Origin of the sequence: Myxococcus sp. AB056 (assembly GCF_006547365.1) — a bacterium.
Classification (GTDB): domain Bacteria; phylum Myxococcota; class Myxococcia; order Myxococcales; family Myxococcaceae; genus Myxococcus; species Myxococcus virescens.
Genome location: NZ_VHLB01000024.1, coordinates 79,241 through 95,551 on the forward strand (window position 1 = coordinate 79,241; position 16,311 = coordinate 95,551).

Here is a 16,311-nt window from a genome sequence, read left to right on the forward strand (position 1 = left end):
TGCGCATGGGGCCTTGATGCATCCAGTGAATGTTGGTCATGTGTTACCATGAACCCTGTTCAGGATTCGGCGCGGCTCGCCCGGCTGGACCTCAACCTCTTCCGGGTCTTCGACGTGGTGCTCCGCGAGCGGAACCTGACGCGCGCGGCGGAGGTCCTGTTCCTCAGTCAGTCGGCCGTGAGCCATGCGCTGGCCCGCCTGCGCGAGCAGCTGGGAGAGCCGCTGTTCGTCCGGGAGGGGCGCGGTGTGGCGCCCACGGCGTTCGCGGAGCGGCTGGCGCCGGAGATTCGGGAGGCGCTGGCGCTGTTCGAACAGGCGGTTCATCGCGGACGCGGCTTCGACCCGCGCCGGGACGTGGGCCAGTTCACGGTGGCGATGAACGACGTGCTGGAGCCGTCGATTCTCCCGCTGCTCGTGGCTCGGTTACGGGCGCACGCGCCGAAGGTCCGCATCTCCAGCGTCCGGCTCGACCGGGCGCGGCTCGAGCGGGACCTCGCGTCGGGGCGGCTCGACCTCTCCATCGACGTGGAGCAGCAGACCGGAGCGGAGCTGAAGCGCACGGCCCTGTTGCAAGACACCTTCTGCGTGGTGAGCCGAGGCAGGCGCAAGCTGGACGTGGCGAAGTACATGGCGGCCCGGCACGTCACCGTGTCCTCGCGCCGCACCGGGCTGGCCGTGGAGGACCTGGTGCTCAGCCGCCTGGGCTACCAGCGTGACGTCGTCGTCCGGTGTCAGCACTACGAGGCCGCGTTCAAGCTCGTCGCGGACTCCGACTTGCTGCTGACGATGCCGAGGCGGCGCGCGGCGGAGTTGCACGCGCTGCTGGGCAACCACCTCCTGCCGATGCCGCTGTCACTGCCCCCGCTGGAGCTTCATGTCTACTGGCACCGGCAGGCGGATGCGGACCCGCGCAACCGCTGGCTGCGAGGCGAATTGCTCGCGCTGACGGGGTAGAGGGCCAGGAGCCCGTTGTTCGAAACCTCCATCGGGGACGGGGCCCCAGGTCCGGGAGGAGGCTGGGAGGTCGCTGTTCGGAAATGTCGGGGGTTTTGCGCGGCGGCAAATGTCCCGACATTTCCGAACAGCAAGGTGCAGGAGTCGCCCCGGGGGGCTCCGGGCCCTGCCGCTCAGCCTTGGATGTCGAAGCGAAGCGACGTCCGAGTTCCAGGCTGCACGTGCGGCAGCCCTTCGCCTGTGGCCAGCGCACCCTTGGCGGCGGTCCACGGCTCCACGCAGACGAAGTCCTTCCCACGTTGCGTCCACACGACGAGGACGCGGTACTCGGGGCTCCACGAGAGGCGAATGGGCTTGAGCCCAGGGCCCCGCTCCAACGTCGTTCCCGGCTTCGCGTGGTCCTTCAAGTGAAGGTCCACTTCCTCCTCGGTGAGGTTCAGCCCGGTGACGTTCACGTCCTGCTTGCGCCAGTTGTCCCACGCGCGCGTGGCGTCCGTGTCCACGCCCGCTTGGGCCTTCGCCGCGTCCGGCACGCGGAAGTACGGATGGAAACCCAGGTGCAGCGGCATGGGCCGCGTGTCCTGGTTCTCGAACGCGCTCTCCAGCGTGAGCCGTTGGCCAGCCAGCGAGAAGGTGAGCCGTGCGTCGAACCGCCACGGGAAGTGGCGCAGCGTCTCCTCGTTGGAAGACAGCTCCACCACGAGCCGTGACGTGTCCGCCTGCCGCACCTTCCACGGCAGTTTCCGCGCGAAGCCGTGCTGCGGCAGCGTGTACTGCTGACGGTCCACGGAATAGGTGTCCCCCGGCAGCGGCCCGGCATTGGGGAACAGCACGGGGATGCCCCCGCGCACGTTCTTCGCCGGGTCCGCGACGGTGGCCTCGTCGAGGTACAGCAACTCGTCACCGTCCACGCACATCCGGCTGACGAGGGCCCCGCGTGAAGGAAGGACCTCCACGCGGCACCCGCCGTCCACCAGCGCGTACGTGTCCAGGCCTGCGATGCCGGGGAACGGACCGTTCATACGTGCCTCAGATGGCGCCTTCGTTCGGGTCGTTGTCCATGAAGGGGTAGGGCACCTTCACGGGCGGGACGAAGGTCTCCTTGATGGTGCGAGGGCTGGTCCACCGCACCAGGTTGAGGGCCGAGCCCGCCTTGTCGTTGGTGCCGGACGCGCGGCCACCGCCGAAGGGCTGCTGGCCCACGACAGCGCCGGTGGGCTTGTCGTTGATGTAGAAGTTGCCCGCCGCGTGGCGCAGCTCGCGCAGCGCCGTGTCGATGGCCTTCCGGTCGCGCGCGAACACCGCCCCGGTGAGGCCGTAGGACGCGGCCTGGTCGACCTCGCGCAGCGTCTCCTCGTACTTCGCATCCGGGTAGACGTGCAGGCCCACCAGCGGCGCGAAGATCTCCTCGCGGAGGATGCGGTGGGTGGGGCTGTCGAGCTGCACCAGCGTGGGCTTCACGAACCAGCCCTGCTTCCGGTCCACGTCGCCGCCGGCCACGATGCTGGCCCCGCTGTCGCTCTTGGCCAGGTCGATGTACGAGGAGACCTTCTTGAAGGACTTCTCGTCGATGACGGCGCCCATGAAGTTGCGGAAGTCCGACACGTCGCCCATGCGAATCTCGCTGATGAGCGCCTGGAGGCGCGGCTTCAGCTTGGGCCACAGGGATTCGGGGATGAAGACGCGGCTGGCGGCGGAGCACTTCTGGCCCTGGTACTCGAAGCCGCCGCGGACGATGGCTACCGCGAGCGCCTCCAGGTCGTCCGCCGCGGACGGGTGGGCGACGATGAAGTCCTTGCCGCCCGTCTCACCGACGATGCGGGGGTACTGCTTGTAGCGGGAGATGTTCTCGCCCACCGTGCGCCACATGGCGTTGAACGTCGGCGTGGAGCCGGTGAAGTGGATGCCGCCCAGGTGCGGGCTGGCCAGCACCGGGTTGCCCACCGTGGGGCCGTCACCCGGGAGCATGTTGATGACGCCGTCGGGCAGGCCCGCCTCGCGCAGCAGCTCCATGATGTACCAGGCGCTCAGGGCCGCGGTGGACGACGGCTTGAAGAGCACCACGTTGCCCATGATGGCCGGCGCGGTGGCCAGGTTGAGGGCAATGGCCGTGAAGTTGAACGGCGCCACCGCGAAGACGAAGCCGTCCAGCGGGCGGTAGTCCGTCATGTTCCACGTCTGGTACGCGGCCTCCGGCTGCCAGCCGAGAATCTGCTCGGCGAAGTGCACGTTGAAGCGAATGAAGTCGATGGCCTCGCACGCGGCGTCAATCTCCGCCTGGTGGGCCGTCTTTCCCTGCCCCAGCATGGTGGCGGCGTTGAGGATGGGGCGGTAGCGCGTGGCCAGCAGCTCCGCGGCGCGCAGGAAGATGGCGGCGCGCGACTGGAAGGGCATGCGCGCCCAGTCGTCCTTGACGGCCAGGGCGGCCTGGATGGCCTGCTCCGCGTGGCTGGCGTCCGCCTCGTGCAGCGTGGCCAGCACGTGCTGGTGGTTGTGCGGCATGCGCACCGTGTCCGTCTTGCCGGTGCGGATGTGCTTGCCGCCGATGATGACGGGGATGTCGATCTGCTCACCGGCCATGCGCTTCAGCTCGGCTTGGACCTCCCGGCGCTCGGCGGTGCCGGGCGCATAGGAGAGGACAGGCTCGTTCTTCGGCGGCGGGACGCGGGTATGGGCGTTGATCACGCGGATTCACCTCGGGCGGAAACGAAGGGCGCGCAGCATAGCCAAGCAGCCCAGTGGGGGAAGCGTGGAAGGCGGCGCAATCTCCAGTGAACCCTTGGGGTTTTGGACAATTCCCCGCCATTCCGGGGCGCCTTGGCTCACTGACGCGGTGCGCGGGGACGATGAGGCCCATGCGCGTCCCCTCTCGCCCCGCCGAGCTTCCTTCCGGCGTGCGCGGTTTCTACCCGTCGGTGACGGGGGAGTTCGAGCTCACTGCGCTGGACGCGCACGACCACGTCCCGTTGCTGCTGAGTCCCTTCGGCTCCTCCACGTACCGGGGGCGTCGAGCCACGGCGCGCTGTCGCTTGGCGGTACGTCAGGTGTGTCGTGTCGAGCGGCCCCGGCCTCGCTGCGGGGCGCATGGAGACTTCTTTGGAGCGGCGCCGCCGGACGCCTCTTCGAGGAACTGTTGGAGGGCCGCCGCGTTGTTGTGCTCGGTGTCATGAGCGCTGTAGACGAGCGTCACCGTGCCGTGGCGCGCGGCTTCGAGCAGGGGCTGCCATGCCGCGGGATTCGCCGCGAGCTCGGCGGAGTATCTTCGGCAGAACTCGGACCAGCGGTCGGGGTCGTGTGCAAACCACTTTCGCAGCTCGGTGCTGGGGGCTGCGTCCTTCAGCCAGCCTTCGAGGGGAAGCGCTGTCTTCCGTACGCCTCGCGGCCACAGCCGCTCCACCAGGAAGCGCCGCCCATCCGTGCGGCTTGCTGCTTCGTACGCCCGCTTGAGTCGAATCGCCACTGGACCACCTCGCGTGTCACACGTTCGTTGGTGGCAACGCCCGGGCGCCCTGCGACCGTCCCGCGCTCCAGCGGGGCCGGCGCCCGTCCTCTCACTCGGGGCGCGCCGTGCCGGGGGGCGTCAGGGTGAGCGGCCTCAGCTCTTCCACGCGGGCTGGATGGTGGGCGCGGCCGGGGTGACGGCCTCCGTGCGAGCCAGCAGCGCGTGAAGCTGGGCGATGAGCACGGGCGGCTTCACCGGCTTGACCAGGTAGGCGTCCGGGACGGGCTGGTCCGCGGGCCCTTCCGTGCGAGGCGCATAGCCGCTGACGAAGATGACGGGGATGTGCTTGAGCGTGGGCTCGGAGCGGAAGTGGCCACAGAGCGCGTAGCCGTCCATTCCGTCCATGTTCACATCGGAGATGAGCACATCGGGCGGGTGCGCCAGGGCCTGCTGAAGCCCCGACTCGCCGTCGGCCGCCGTGGTGCAGTCAAACTCGCCGGAGAGCAGGAGACGGAGCGTCTCCCGCATCGTCCACGAATTCTCGACGATGAGGACCTTCGGCTTCACGACACCCCGACTCTCAGGGAGGCTGCCGCCCGGCGGTGCCCGGTGCACACGCTCTCCCCCGGCGAAAGGCCCAGCATCACCCCACGCGCCAGCCGGGGCAAGAGGGGGTGCACAGCACCCCTCGGGTCCGTGGGGGCCGCGGCGCGGCGCCTACTCCTCCGGAGGGGGGCTCACGAGGCCCTGACGCGAGACGGCGGAGTCGGGCTCCTCGTCGCCTCGGGCTTCCCTGTCCGGGACATCCTGGGACGTCCACTCCTCGCCGCGCTCCACGCGCGCCTCCCACGGCGTGTCGGCATGGGGCGCCGCGTCGCCGTGCTCGTGGGCGAGGTGCCGGGAGGCGTCCGCCGCGCCACGGTCCTGCGCGTCCGCCACCTGCCCGCGGTTGCGCGGTTGGAAATTCTCCCCGGCGTGGAAGCCCGCCTGCTGGTCATCGCCAATGTCCCTGGGCCGCGCGTCCTGGGGGCCCTTGTCCTTCTTGCCAGCCATGGTGCCGTCTCCGTGGGGCGGGAGGGCGTGAGGTTCCGCCCCGTTCGCTTCAAGTTCGGAGCGGGCGGCCCCTGGGGCAACGACGCCAGGGCCCACTGACGGGAGGGCGGCCTAGCGAGGCGGAGGCGGCGCCTGCCGGGCCAGGGCCGGTCCCCTTCGCGACAGTTGCGCCACCACCTCCGCGAGCCCCGCGGTGGGCGCGGCGATGCGGCAGGCGGCCCCGCCGTGGACCAACCCCACCACCTGCATGCGCGCGTCCACCAACGGCGCGCCGGAGTCTCCGGGCCGGCCCCGGATGGTGGTGAAGAGCGCGGCGGGCACCTCGGGAAGCGAAGGGCAGCGGCCCAGCCGCTCCAGCACGGCCTGCTGAGGTTCGTCGGGACGGTCATTGCGGCCCACGAACACCAGCGGCTGGCCCGGAGCGGGCAGGGCCTGGGCGACGTCCAGTGGACGCACCGGCGCTGGCGCGTCCAGGCGGAGGACGGCGATGTCCCGGCCCCGGTCTACGTGCACGGCGCTGCCGTCCATCCGGCGTCCGCCCAGGAAGGACAAGGGCACCCGCGTGTCCTCAGTCCGGAGGCAGTGCGCGGCGGTGAGAATGTGCCGGCCGTCTTCCACCACCACGCCCGCGCAGTGGCCCGGCTCCAGCGTCACCGTCGCCGCCGCCACGTCGTCGAGGTCCGGAGGTGCCTCCTCCTCCGACGTGTGGCATGCCGTCAGCAGCAACGCCCCCACGCCCGCCCCCAGCCACGTCCTCGAGCCCGCGTCCCTCATCCGTCACCCTCGTGGCCCGCTCACCTGGCCGGCGCCTTCGGAGGGAGGATGTGCACCCACGCGTCCGGGGCTCCGGGCAGGGCTGCCAGGCCGCCGTCCAGCCGAGGCCCGAGTTGTCAGGTGCTTGTCGCCTGGGGCCGCATGAGCGGTGCGACACTCAACGCCGACACGGCACTGATGATGTGTGCCTGTCGCAAGGAAACGTGATATCCCATTAACCTCTGCATTTCGCTGACCCCGCCGGTTCCCCTTCGTGAGCGACGAGGAGAAGACAGCAGTCCTGGACGAGCGCAGCCGTCCTCCGAGTTCATGGGGGGACCGCATCCGCACGCCCATCACCCTGCCGGGAGCGCGCGCCGGGGAGCGCCGCTCGTTGGCCGTGGGCATGGTGGTGACGGGGCGCTACCGGGTGGAGGGGTTGCTGGGCGAAGGCGGCATGGGCCGCATCTGGCTGGCCACGGACCTGCACGAGCACCGCCGGGTGGCGCTCAAGGAGATGCAGGTCCCCGCGGGCCTGACGGCGGGCAAGACGGAGGAGCTGGTGCTGATGTTCCGGCACGAGTTCTTCGCCATGAAGAAGCTCCAGCACCCCGGCACCCTCAAGGTCTTCGACTGGGGCATGACGGAGGCCGGCAACCGCTTCATCACCATGGAGGTGGTGGACGGGCAGGACCTGAGCTCGCTGGGGCGTGAGTCGCCGCTGGACACGCGCACGCTGTACCGCGTGCTCATCCAGATGTCCCAGGTCCTGGCCTTCCTGCACTCGCGGCTGTACGTGCACTGCGACATCAAGGCCAGCAACATCCGCATCACCAGCGCGGGCGCGGTGAAGCTGATGGACTTCGGCGTCATGCACCAGCTGGGCACCCCCAGCCCCGGCCGTCTCAAGGGCACGCTGGAGTACCTGGCGCCGGAGTGGCAGCGCGGCGCGAGCATCGACGGGCGCGCGGACCTCTATTCGCTGGGCGTCATGGCCTACTACCTGGTCACGCGCCGGCTGCCCTTCAAGCGCAACACCCCGGCGGCGCTCCTGGCGGACCACCTGACGCGGCCGCCGCCGAAGCCGTCCACGATTTGCCCGGTGGATCCACAACTGGAGGAGATCATCCTCCTGCTGTTGGCGAAGGATCCGCGCGAGCGCTTCCAGGACGCGAGCGAGCTGATGGAGGCGCTCTGCCACGCCAGCGGCGAGCCGATGCCGGAGGAGCCGCTGTCGGCGCGCGCCAGCTACCTGCACGTGCCGGAAGTGGTGGGCCGCGCCGCGGAGCTGGAAGCGCTGATGAACGGCCTGGCCGAGGCGGACTGGGGCCAGTCCCGCGCGGTGCTTATCGGCGCGCCGGCGGGCGTGGGCAAGACGCGGCTGCTCCAGGAGTTCGAGCTCCAGGCGAAGCTGGCGGAGCTGCCCTTCGGCCGGGGCCAGTGCCGCGCGGAGGGGCAGGCGCCGCTGACGCCCATCGTCCAGGCGGTGCGGTGTCTGGTGCCGCTCACGCCCTCGGAGATGATGGAGCGCCTCGGGCCGAAGCTGCGGCAGTTGCTCCCGGGCCTGACGCCGGACGCGGGCGAAGTGCATCCGGTGGCGGGCGAGGAGAAGCTGGCCTTCTTCGGCGCGCTGGCGGAGTGGGTGCAGGCGCTGGGCCGGCGGATGACGCTGGTGCTGTGCTTCGAGGACCTGCAGTGGGCCGACAGCGCCACGCTGGAGGTGCTCAACGTCCTCATCCGCGCCCTGTACGGCACGCGCGGCATGGTGGTGGGCACGTTCCGGAACGGCGAGCTGAGCCGCCTGAGCCTGGCCTTCCAGACGGTGGACGAGAAAATCACCACCCGCATGGACCTGGAGCCGCTGGCCGCCGAGCACGTGCGCACCCTGGTGGAGCTGGCGCTGCCGGGGCTGGCCGTGCCGGAGGCCTTCGTCACGCGGTTGCATGAGACGACGGGCGGCAATGCCTTCTTCGCCACCGAGTGCCTGCGCGCGCTGGTGGAGGAAGGCGCGCTGACGCGGGTGGGCGGCCGGTGGAGCGCCGTCGAGGGACTGGACACACGGCCGCTGCCCGCCAGCATCCACGACGCGGTGCTCGCGCGCCTGGGCAGTGCTCCGGCGGAGCAGGTGTCGCTGCTGCGCCAGTTGGCGCCCGCGGGCCGCAGCCTGGAGCTGCCCATGCTCCGCGCGCTGGCGGAGCTGCCCGAGTCCGAGCTGTTCGCGGTGCTGGACGGCATCGTGGAGCGGCAGTTCCTCCAGGAGGTGGAGGGCCGCTACGTCTTCACGCACGACACCGTGCACCAGGCCGTCTACGACAGCACGCCCGAGGAGGCGCGGCGCGTGGCGCACGGCCGCGTGGCGCTGGCGCTCCAGACGCTGCACTCGTCGCGGCCTGAGCTGTCGCGCACGGTGGGGTGGCACTACCTGCGCTCGTCGGAGCCGGAGCTGGCCATTGGCCCGCTGCTGGACGCGGGCCGGGCCGCCATCGAGGCGCAGGCGCTGCTGGAGGCGACGCTGCTGCTGAAGGAAGCGGCGATGCTGCTGGAGGCCGCGCCGGACTTCCCGGGCCGTGACAGGCTGCTCTTGCGCATCTGGGTGACGATGGTGGAGGTGGGCTATTCGAGCGACCCGCCCACCTCACTCGTCTTCGCGCGGAAGCTGAGCGACCACTGGACCTCCACGGTGGACCTGGCGGACGGGCGGACGCAGGCGGTGGCCGCGCTGGAGGCCGCGTGCGCCGCGCCCGAAGTGGAGCGTCCCGCGCGCCTGAAGGCGCTGTTCCGCGAGCGGGAGGCGGACACGTTCGCCAGCACCGCGGACGTCTTCTGGAAGCAGGCCGAGCTGCGCATCCTCCAGGCCATGGCGCTGGCCAGCGTGGGCCGCACGGAGGAGCTGACGGCGCTGCTGGAGCGCGTGCGGGCCGAGCAGCCGGAGGTGTCGCCCTACCGCGCCGCGGTGCAACTGGCGCCCGCCCAGTTGTGTGCCTACACGGGCCGCTTCTCCGGTGTGCTGGAGACGCAGTACGAGCAACTGAACCGGCTTCGCGGGCTGTGCGAGGTGACGGGCCGGCTCCCCAAGCGCCTGGCCTGGGCGCTGGGCATGGGCGGCTTCACGATGAACATGAACCTGGCGCTGCGCGGCGAGCCGCTGGACGCGCAGGCGCTGCGCGACGGGTACGCCGTGGCGGAGGCCCATGGGTTCACGGACGTGCGCGGCTTCCATCTGTTCGCGGTGGTGACGCGCGCGGCCTTCACGGGCGACGGCGCGGCGTTCGTCCCGGCCTTCACGGAGAAGACGGAGCTGGTGCGGCGGCTGGGCAACCCCCGGTTGATGGAGCGCAACCTGGCCCTCTTCACACCACCGTACTACCTGGAGCGCGGCGAGCACGAGCACGTGGCCGCGGTGGTGGCCCGCGCCGAGGCGCTGGCGCGGGTGCTGCCCGAGGACCGGTGGCTCCAGTGCCACCTGCGGGTGTATCAGGCCTGCCGCGACGTGCTCTTCGAGGATGCGGGGGCGGCGCGCCGCTCACTTCCCGCGGCCCTTGCCGCCGCGCGCGAGGGCGGCGTCCGCATGGAGACGCTGCTGCGCGTCTACCAATCCCGCTTCGAGCGGGAGCAGGGCAACCTGGTGGCGGCGCAGGACGCGGCGGAGGCGGCGCTGGCGCGGGCCACGGACCCGGTGCTGGCCAATCCGTGGGATGAAATCCTCTCCCGCCGGGCGCTGGCGGCGCTGCTGCCCGGTGAGGAGGGCCTGGCGCACCTGCGCCGGGCGCTCGCGCTGGCGGAGCTGACGGGCAACGTGCTCCAGGTGGGGCTGGTGCGCCTGGCGCTCGCGGAGCGCGCGCGGGACGCGGAGTCCTCCGTGGTGGCGCTGGAGGCGGCCGAGGCGGCCTTCATGGATGCCCGGGCCTCCAGCCTGCTGTCCCTGGCCAGTTCCCTGCGGGGTGCGCTCCAGCGCCGCGCCGGGGAGCTGCGTCAGAGCGCCTGATGTGACGCTGGAAAGTCGACGGGACTGTGTCCTCACGGCCCGGACGTGGGGCGTTAGACTCGGGCCATGGCCCCGACCCCACTGCGGTTCCTGCTGGATTTCATCTCGCCGTATGCCTACCTGGCCTGGACGCGCCTGCCGGCGCTCGCCGCGCGCCATGGCCGCACCGTGGAGCCGGTGCCCGTGCTGCTCGCGGGGGTGCTCAACGCGACGGGAAACATCGGCCCCGCGGAGGTCGTGCCCAAGCGGGCCTACCTCTTCAAGCAGACCTTCCGCATCGCCCATGACTTTGGCGTGCCCTTCGCGCCGCCGCCGACGCATCCCTTCAACCCGCTGCTCGCGCTGCGCGTGACGGCCGCCGTGGATGACGTGGAGGCCCGGAGCCGGCTGGTGAGCGCCCTGTATGCCTCCGCCTGGGGCGGCGGGAAGGGGGCGGAGTCTCCCGAGGCCGTGGGCGCGGCGATTCAGGCCGCGGGGCTGGACGCCCAGGCGCTGCTCGCGGCGGCCCAGACGCAGGAGGTGAAGGACCGGGTCCGGCGGAACACCGAGGCGGCGGTGGCCGTCGGGGCCTTTGGCGTGCCCACCTATCTGGTGGACGACGAGCTGTTCTTCGGCGTGGACTCGCTGGGGCACCTGGAGCAGTTCCTGCGCGGCGAGGACCCGCTCACCCCGGCGGACGTCGAGCGCTGGCGCACGCTGCCAGCCAGCGCGTCCCGGCGCTGAAGCCAGCGCACGCGGGCGCCGCTTTCCGCTAGGGTCCCGGAGTCATGGTCTCCGGTCGGCCCGCCTTGTTGACCTCCCTCGTTCGGCTCCTCGCGCCCGTGGCGCGGGGGGCGGTGCACCTGGAGGTCCTCCCTTCATGAACGTCCTCGCCGAGTTGGGCATCGCCGTCGCCGGCCTGGTGCTGGCGCTCGTGCTGCTGTCCATGAATCTATGGCGCAGCATCCTCTTCCTCTTCCCATCCAGCGTGCGGGTGGAGCCCGAGGCGCCCGCCGACCAGATGGATTTGCCCCTGGAGCTGTCGGGGCGCGCCAACCAGCTCCAGGCGCTGGGGTTCGTGCCGCTGGGCAGCCACGAGGAGAAGCCGCGCCTCCAGCGCGCCACGCGCTCCTACGATTGGGCCCACCCGGGTGAGCGCGTCTTCGCCACGCTCCACGAGGGGCAGGGCGGCGTGCCCCGGCTGTACCTTCTCACCCCCCTGGCCTCCGGGGGCTTCGTCATCACCGCGGACTACCGGCGCCCGGCGCTGGAGGTGCCCGGCGTCTATCTGGCGGGTTCACTGGAGGACGCTCCGCCCGACCGCCTGCTGCGCGCGCACCTGCGCCGCCTGGACGGGTTGCAGCCCGCCGGGGATTTCACCTGGGAAGGCAGGGTGGCCGCCGGGCGTTCCTGGTACCAGGGGCTCGGTCGCAAGGAAATCCGGAAACAGAACCTTCAAGGTTTGTTGTGGACCGTCATTGCGCTTGCCATCGTCGCCAGCGCCTTTTTCGGGCCGCGCGCGCCCTAGGGCGCCCGTCCCACACGTCACGACGTCACGGCGCGCGTGCACCGCGCGCCCCATGAGAGTAGGTAGACGACCATCATGAAGAGCGTGTCCAAGAACGAGGAAATCTACTTCCTGTCCGGCAAGCGCACCCCGTTCGGTACCTACGGGGGAAGCCTGAAGGACCTCAGTGCCACCGACCTCGCCGTGGAGTCGGCGAAGGCTGCGTTGGCCCAGGCGAAGGTGTCTCCGGAAGACGTCCAGCACGTCGTCTACGGCAACGTCGTGCAGACCAGCGCGGACGCCATCTACCTGCCGCGCCATGTGGGCCTGCGCACCGGAGTGCCCGTCCCTGTGCCTGCGCTGGGGGTCAACCGGCTGTGCGGCTCCGGCTTCCAGGCCTTCATCACGGCGGCGGAGCTGATGCTCACCGAGCAGGCCGCCGTCGTGCTGGCCGGTGGCACCGAGTCCATGAGCCAGGCCCCCCACGTCATCCGCGGCGCCCGCTGGGGCCTGCCGCTGGGCAAGGGCAGCCTGGAGGACATGCTGTGGACGGCCCTCACCGACAGCTACACCGGCCAGGCCATGGCGCTCACCGCCGAGCAGCTCGCGGTGGACTACTCGCTCACGCAGGACCAGGTGGACGAGTACGCCGTCCTCACCCAGAAGCGCTTCGCCGCCGCGCAGGAGGCGGGCCGCTTCCAGGATGAAATCGCCCCCGTCACGCTGAAGACGAAGAAGGGGGAGACGGTGGTGTCCCGGGACGAGCACAACCGTCCGGAGACGTCGGTGGAGAGCCTGCGCAAGCTGCCCAAGGTCTTCAAGAAGGACGGCGTGGTGCACGCGGGCGCGGCCAGCGGCATCTGTGACGGCGCCGGCTCCATGGTGATGGCCACCGGCAGCTTCGTGAAGAAGCACGGCCTGCAGCCCATTGCCCGGCTCGTCAACTGGGGCGTCTCCGGCTGCGACCCGAAAATCATGGGCATCGGCCCCGCGCCGGCCATCCGCCAGCTGCTGGAGCGCGCCCAGTGTCAGCTGTCGGACATCGACCTCTTCGAGGTCAACGAGGCCTTCGCGCCGCAGTACCTGGCGGTGGAGAAGGAGTTGGGGCTGCCCCGCGAGCGCACCAACGTCAACGGCGGCGCCATCGCCGTGGGGCACCCGCTGGGGGCTTCCGGCGCGCGCATCACCACCACGCTGGTGTACGAGCTGAAGCGTCGCGGCGCCCGCTATGGTATCGGGTCCGCCTGCATCGGTGGCGGCCAGGGCATCGCGGTGCTCGTCGAGGCGCTCTGATGACACAGGACTCCCAACCAGGACGCGAGATGAGCAACGAGGTGGACGCGAAGACGGCGCGTGAGCGGGCCAAGGCCATCGCAGAGCAGCGCCGCGCCGAGCGTCGCAACCGCAAGCGCAAGTGCGTGGTGTGTAGCGTGGAGGAGAGCGACAAGACGCCCCTGACGGCACACCCCGAAGGCATTGGCCCGGCCTGCAAGGACGAGGTCACCTGCCTGTCGCGCAAGGCCGCCAGCGGCCGGTGACGTTCCAGCCCCCGAGCCCGCGCGCTCCGTGCGAGGCTCGGGAGCCCACCTCCCAGGTGGGATGCCCAGGACGCGCAAGGGCCGGATTGTCGGGCCCGATTCTTGATGGCGGAATCGTCTCGGGGTAAACGTCCAGAATCTCTGGTTTATGACGAGGGTCGGAATGGGCGTTATCAGCTTCACGGGCGTCAAGGTGTTCTCCACCACGCTCGCGCGTGACCGCGAGAACATGGGTGAGAACATCACCAAGTGGCTCAAGGAGAACTCCAACCTGGAGGTGGTCGACAGGGTGGTGACGCAGTCCTCCGACAAGGAGTTCCACTGCTTGACCATCACGCTCTTCTACAAGCCGAAGGCTTGATTGGCCGCGAGGCAGTTGACGAAGCGTGGGTGTTCGAGGGCGCTTTCCCCGATGTCGGGGATGGGCGCCCTTCGTCATTTGGGGTTGCGAAGCGAGCGGTGTTCCACCACCTTTGGACGGCTCTGAGCAACGAGAGGATGGTGTACTGAATGCGACCGATGAGGAGCTTCGGAGGCGGGGGCGGCGGCATGGGACTGCCCGGCCTGGAGACCACGGCGTCCAAGTTGGCGGTGGCGCTGGTGGCGGGCTCCGTGATGTTCCACCTCACGAAGTCGCAGTCGGGTGGTTTGCTGCTGCTGTTCCCGGACCTGGTGTTCGGCAAGCTCTTCCTGTGGCAGCCGCTGACGTATGCCTTCATCGAGTCGAGCCCCATCGGCATCATCTTCGGTGCCATCATCACCTGGTCCATTGGCGGTTACCTGGAGTCCATCTGGGGCAGCAGGCGTCTGTTGATGGTGGCGCTGGGCATCGCGGTGAGCGCGGGCCTCATCACCTCGCTGCTGGCCATGCTGGTGCCCGGCGCGACGGTGCAGGCGTACGCGGGCGGCAACGTCATGACGTCGGTGCTGTGGGTGTCCTACGGACTCTCCATTGGCCGGGGGCAGACGAACTTCTGGGGTCTGCCGCTGTCGGGCAACGCGCTGGCGGGCATTGGTGCGGGCTTCGTCGTCCTGTCGGCCGTCACCAGTGGCTGGCAGACGCAGGTGCCGGACCTGCTGGGCCTCTGCATGGCGTTCGCCTACGTGCGCGGGGCCAGCCCGCGCAAGCTGTGGCTGCACCTGCAGCACTGGCGGCTGCAGCGTCAGTTGAAGGGCCGCTCCAAGCACCTGCAGGTGGTGCGGCAGGACCGGCCGGACCGGGACCAGTACCTCAACTGACGCCGGGCCCTTCGCGACTCAGTGGGCCGCCTCCGGGTGGCCGTACTGCTTGAGCTTGCGGTAGAGCGTCGCCACGCCGATGTCGAGCTGCTCGGCTGTGCGCGCGCGGTTGCCGCCATTCTGCGCCAGCACCGCCAGGATGTAGTGCTTCTCCATGTCCTCGAGCCGCTGCGGATTGCCGGTGGGCACCAGGCTGGGAGGCGCGGCGCGGACCTCCTCCGGCAGGTCCTCCCGCTCCACCCGAGTGCCCTCGCACAGCGCCACCGCACGCTCCACGGCGTTGCTCAGCTCACGCACGTTGCCGGGCCACGCATAGCGCAGCAACTGGTCCGCCGCGTCCGGGGACAGGCCCGACACCCTGCGGCCCAGGCGCTCCGCGGCCTCGGCGAGCAGCAGCCGCGCCAGGGGGAGCACGTCATCGCGGCGCTCACGCAGCGGCGGAATCTTCAGCTCGATGACGCGCAGCCGGTAGTAGAGGTCCTGACGGAAGCGCCCCTGGCGAACCTCCTCTGCGAGGTCGCGGTTGGTGGCGGCCACCAGCCGCACATCCACCTTGCGGCTGGCATTCTCGCCCACGCGGCGCACCTCGCGCTCCTGCAGCACGCGCAGCAGCTTGGCCTGCATGGAGGGTGGCACCTCGCCCACTTCATCCAGGAAGAGGGTGCCGCCATGGGCCGCTTCGAAGAGGCCGGCCCTGTCGTGGGTGGCGCCGGTGAAGGCGCCGCGCGCGTGGCCGAACAGCTCGCTCTCCAGCAGGCTCTCCGTGACGGCGGCGCAGTTGACGGCGACGAAGGCCTTGTGCGCGCGGCCTGACTCGTCATGGATGAGGCGGGCGATGCGCTCCTTGCCCACGCCGCTCTCGCCCGTGACGAGCACCGTGGAGTCCACCTTCGCCACCCTGCGCGCCAGGTTGATGACTCGCTGCATCGCCTCCGAGCGCGCCACCATGCCCGCAGGGTCCTCCGTCACGCCCGCGCGCGCCAGCGATTGCCGCTTCGCACGCAGCTTGCGCTCCGCCTGTCGCAGCGCCTCCGTCACCTGCGCCAGCATGCCTTCCATGCACTGGGTTTCGTAGAGGCGCAGCACCTCCGTGCACTCGGTGCTCCACTCCTCGGCGGGGCGGCCCACGTAGTGGCATGCCGCGTCGCCCTTGCCCACGCAGCGCAGCTCCGTGCCGTAGATGGGCTTGCCGTTGACGTAGCTCATGTAGCCGGACGCGAAGCCGGTGAGGCTCCAGCACACCGGCTGGTCGGACTGGCCCAGGTGCAGCAGGTGCTGCTCGGCTTCATAGGAGTCGTGCCACTGCGCTTCGGCGAAGGGCTCCGGGCCTTCGTCCGCGCGGCGCTGGACGGGCTCCACCCGGACCTGCCCCTGGAGGGTGTGCAGCCGCCCGCCGGCACGGCGCCACAGGGATTCGTCCTTCCAGGGAACCGCGCCCTTCATCGCTTCGGCCGTGCGCCAGCCGTGCGCGTAGCCCAGGCGCGTGAAGGTGCCGCGCGCCGCCGTCATCCCCATCAGCTTGATGAGCTCCTTGCGGAGCAGCCCCAGCGCCACCGGGTCCATCAGCAGCACGCGCTGGCCTCCGAAGTGGATGAGCCCGCCCCCCGGCTCGAACGACAGCAGCTCACTCAAGTCCAGCTCGAAACGGCCACCCACGCTGTACGACTCCTTCCAGAATGAGTGGAGTCTCTATCGTTTTGAGAGGTCCGTTGCACGGGAGGTTTAGGGAGCGGAGCAAATCCAATAGGTTGGAGTTTTGGGTGTCGTGGTCCTCCGGTTGCATTAGAAGGCGGCCGTCATGGGCGACGAACTCGACAGACGCGTGGTGCTTCAAGGCGCGGCGGCGGCCGGGGTGGTGGGC

15 protein-coding genes and 1 pseudogene are annotated in these 16,311 nt (G+C 70.4%); 9 read left to right on the forward strand and 7 right to left on the reverse strand.

Translation table 11 applies throughout. The features are described from left to right. The first annotated feature begins 48 nt into the window (after positions 1 to 48). Positions 49 to 954 carry a LysR family transcriptional regulator gene (locus tag FMP39_RS13655; RefSeq protein WP_141590321.1) on the forward strand — a complete coding sequence of 302 codons (906 nt, stop codon included), beginning with the start codon at positions 49 to 51 and terminating at the stop codon, positions 952 to 954. 173 nt (positions 955 to 1,127) lie between these two features. On the opposite strand, the gene FMP39_RS13660 is transcribed toward FMP39_RS13655, so the two are convergent. Both FMP39_RS13660 and pruA read right to left on the reverse strand, forming a co-directional pair. After that, positions 1,128 to 1,976, reverse strand: coding sequence for an aldose epimerase (locus tag FMP39_RS13660; RefSeq protein WP_141590322.1), 849 nt, complete (start codon positions 1,974 to 1,976; stop codon positions 1,128 to 1,130). A gap of 7 nt (positions 1,977 to 1,983) precedes the next feature. After that, the gene (pruA, locus tag FMP39_RS13665) at positions 1,984 to 3,639 is read right to left on the reverse strand and encodes an L-glutamate gamma-semialdehyde dehydrogenase (protein WP_141590323.1); all 1,656 of its coding nucleotides are present in this window, start codon (positions 3,637 to 3,639) and stop codon (positions 1,984 to 1,986) included. Positions 3,640 to 3,809: 170 nt separating this feature from the next. On the opposite strand from pruA, the pseudogene FMP39_RS13670 reads away from it, so the two are divergent. Further along, positions 3,810 to 3,947: pseudogene (locus FMP39_RS13670) on the forward strand (hypothetical protein); the annotation flags it as partial. A 47-nt stretch (positions 3,948 to 3,994) separates the two neighbouring features. Here FMP39_RS13670 and FMP39_RS13675 read toward each other — a convergent pair. The 4 genes from FMP39_RS13675 to FMP39_RS13690 all read right to left on the reverse strand — a co-directional run bounded on the left by FMP39_RS13675 (position 3,995) and on the right by FMP39_RS13690 (position 6,223). After that, entirely contained in the window at positions 3,995 to 4,414 is a 420-nt protein-coding gene (locus tag FMP39_RS13675) for a DUF488 domain-containing protein (protein WP_141590324.1), read from the reverse strand. Between the two features lie 135 nt (positions 4,415 to 4,549). Beyond that, positions 4,550 to 4,963 carry a response regulator gene (locus FMP39_RS13680; RefSeq protein ID WP_167371092.1) on the reverse strand — a complete coding sequence of 138 codons (414 nt, stop codon included), beginning with the start codon at positions 4,961 to 4,963 and terminating at the stop codon, positions 4,550 to 4,552. 150 nt (positions 4,964 to 5,113) lie between these two features. Next, positions 5,114 to 5,449, reverse strand: coding sequence for a hypothetical protein (locus FMP39_RS13685; RefSeq protein WP_225888097.1), 336 nt, complete (start codon positions 5,447 to 5,449; stop codon positions 5,114 to 5,116). Between the two features lie 111 nt (positions 5,450 to 5,560). After that, the gene (locus tag FMP39_RS13690; RefSeq protein WP_141590326.1) at positions 5,561 to 6,223 is read right to left on the reverse strand and encodes a serine protease; all 663 of its coding nucleotides are present in this window, start codon (positions 6,221 to 6,223) and stop codon (positions 5,561 to 5,563) included. A gap of 379 nt (positions 6,224 to 6,602) precedes the next feature. On the opposite strand from FMP39_RS13690, the gene FMP39_RS13695 reads away from it, so the two are divergent. The 7 genes from FMP39_RS13695 (at position 6,603) to FMP39_RS13725 (ending at position 14,450) form a co-directional block, all read left to right on the forward strand. Next, complete coding sequence (locus FMP39_RS13695; RefSeq protein WP_141590335.1) at positions 6,603 to 10,187, forward strand: protein kinase; 3,585 nt, start codon at positions 6,603 to 6,605, stop codon at positions 10,185 to 10,187. Between the two features lie 66 nt (positions 10,188 to 10,253). Continuing rightward, a complete protein-coding gene (locus FMP39_RS13700; RefSeq protein ID WP_141590327.1) occupies positions 10,254 to 10,910 on the forward strand; it encodes a 2-hydroxychromene-2-carboxylate isomerase in 657 nt (218 codons plus the stop codon). 136 nt (positions 10,911 to 11,046) lie between these two features. Further along, entirely contained in the window at positions 11,047 to 11,694 is a 648-nt protein-coding gene (locus tag FMP39_RS13705) for a hypothetical protein (RefSeq protein ID WP_141590328.1), read from the forward strand. 75 nt (positions 11,695 to 11,769) lie between these two features. Next, positions 11,770 to 12,966, forward strand: coding sequence for an acetyl-CoA C-acetyltransferase (locus FMP39_RS13710; protein WP_090490422.1), 1,197 nt, complete (start codon positions 11,770 to 11,772; stop codon positions 12,964 to 12,966). Between the two features lie 29 nt (positions 12,967 to 12,995). After that, a complete protein-coding gene (locus FMP39_RS13715) occupies positions 12,996 to 13,211 on the forward strand; it encodes a hypothetical protein (protein WP_026113800.1) in 216 nt (71 codons plus the stop codon). Positions 13,212 to 13,374: 163 nt separating this feature from the next. After that, entirely contained in the window at positions 13,375 to 13,572 is a 198-nt protein-coding gene (locus FMP39_RS13720) for a hypothetical protein (protein WP_013938428.1), read from the forward strand. 149 nt (positions 13,573 to 13,721) lie between these two features. Then, positions 13,722 to 14,450 carry a DUF1751 domain-containing protein gene (locus FMP39_RS13725; RefSeq protein ID WP_140866253.1) on the forward strand — a complete coding sequence of 243 codons (729 nt, stop codon included), beginning with the start codon at positions 13,722 to 13,724 and terminating at the stop codon, positions 14,448 to 14,450. Between the two features lie 18 nt (positions 14,451 to 14,468). On the opposite strand, the gene FMP39_RS13730 is transcribed toward FMP39_RS13725, so the two are convergent. Then, positions 14,469 to 16,106, reverse strand: coding sequence for a sigma-54-dependent Fis family transcriptional regulator (locus FMP39_RS13730; protein WP_141590329.1), 1,638 nt, complete (start codon positions 16,104 to 16,106; stop codon positions 14,469 to 14,471). Positions 16,107 to 16,311 lie beyond the last annotated feature (205 nt).

Bases quoted from the DNA above. Each gene is read 5' to 3' on its own strand.
- FMP39_RS13655 (WP_141590321.1), top strand. From the start codon at position 49: ATGAACCCTGTTCAGGATTCGGCGCGGCTCGCCCGGCTGGACCTCAAC.
- FMP39_RS13660 (WP_141590322.1), bottom strand. From the start codon at position 1,976: ATGAACGGTCCGTTCCCCGGCATCGCAGGCCTGGACACGTACGCGCTG.
- FMP39_RS13685 (WP_225888097.1), bottom strand. From the start codon at position 5,449: ATGGCTGGCAAGAAGGACAAGGGCCCCCAGGACGCGCGGCCCAGGGAC.
- FMP39_RS13690 (WP_141590326.1), bottom strand. From the start codon at position 6,223: ATGAGGGACGCGGGCTCGAGGACGTGGCTGGGGGCGGGCGTGGGGGCG.
- FMP39_RS13700 (WP_141590327.1), top strand. From the start codon at position 10,254: ATGGCCCCGACCCCACTGCGGTTCCTGCTGGATTTCATCTCGCCGTAT.
- FMP39_RS13705 (WP_141590328.1), top strand. From the start codon at position 11,047: ATGAACGTCCTCGCCGAGTTGGGCATCGCCGTCGCCGGCCTGGTGCTG.
- FMP39_RS13710 (WP_090490422.1), top strand. From the start codon at position 11,770: ATGAAGAGCGTGTCCAAGAACGAGGAAATCTACTTCCTGTCCGGCAAG.
- FMP39_RS13715 (WP_026113800.1), top strand. From the start codon at position 12,996: ATGAGCAACGAGGTGGACGCGAAGACGGCGCGTGAGCGGGCCAAGGCC.
- FMP39_RS13720 (WP_013938428.1), top strand. From the start codon at position 13,375: ATGGGCGTTATCAGCTTCACGGGCGTCAAGGTGTTCTCCACCACGCTC.
- FMP39_RS13725 (WP_140866253.1), top strand. From the start codon at position 13,722: ATGCGACCGATGAGGAGCTTCGGAGGCGGGGGCGGCGGCATGGGACTG.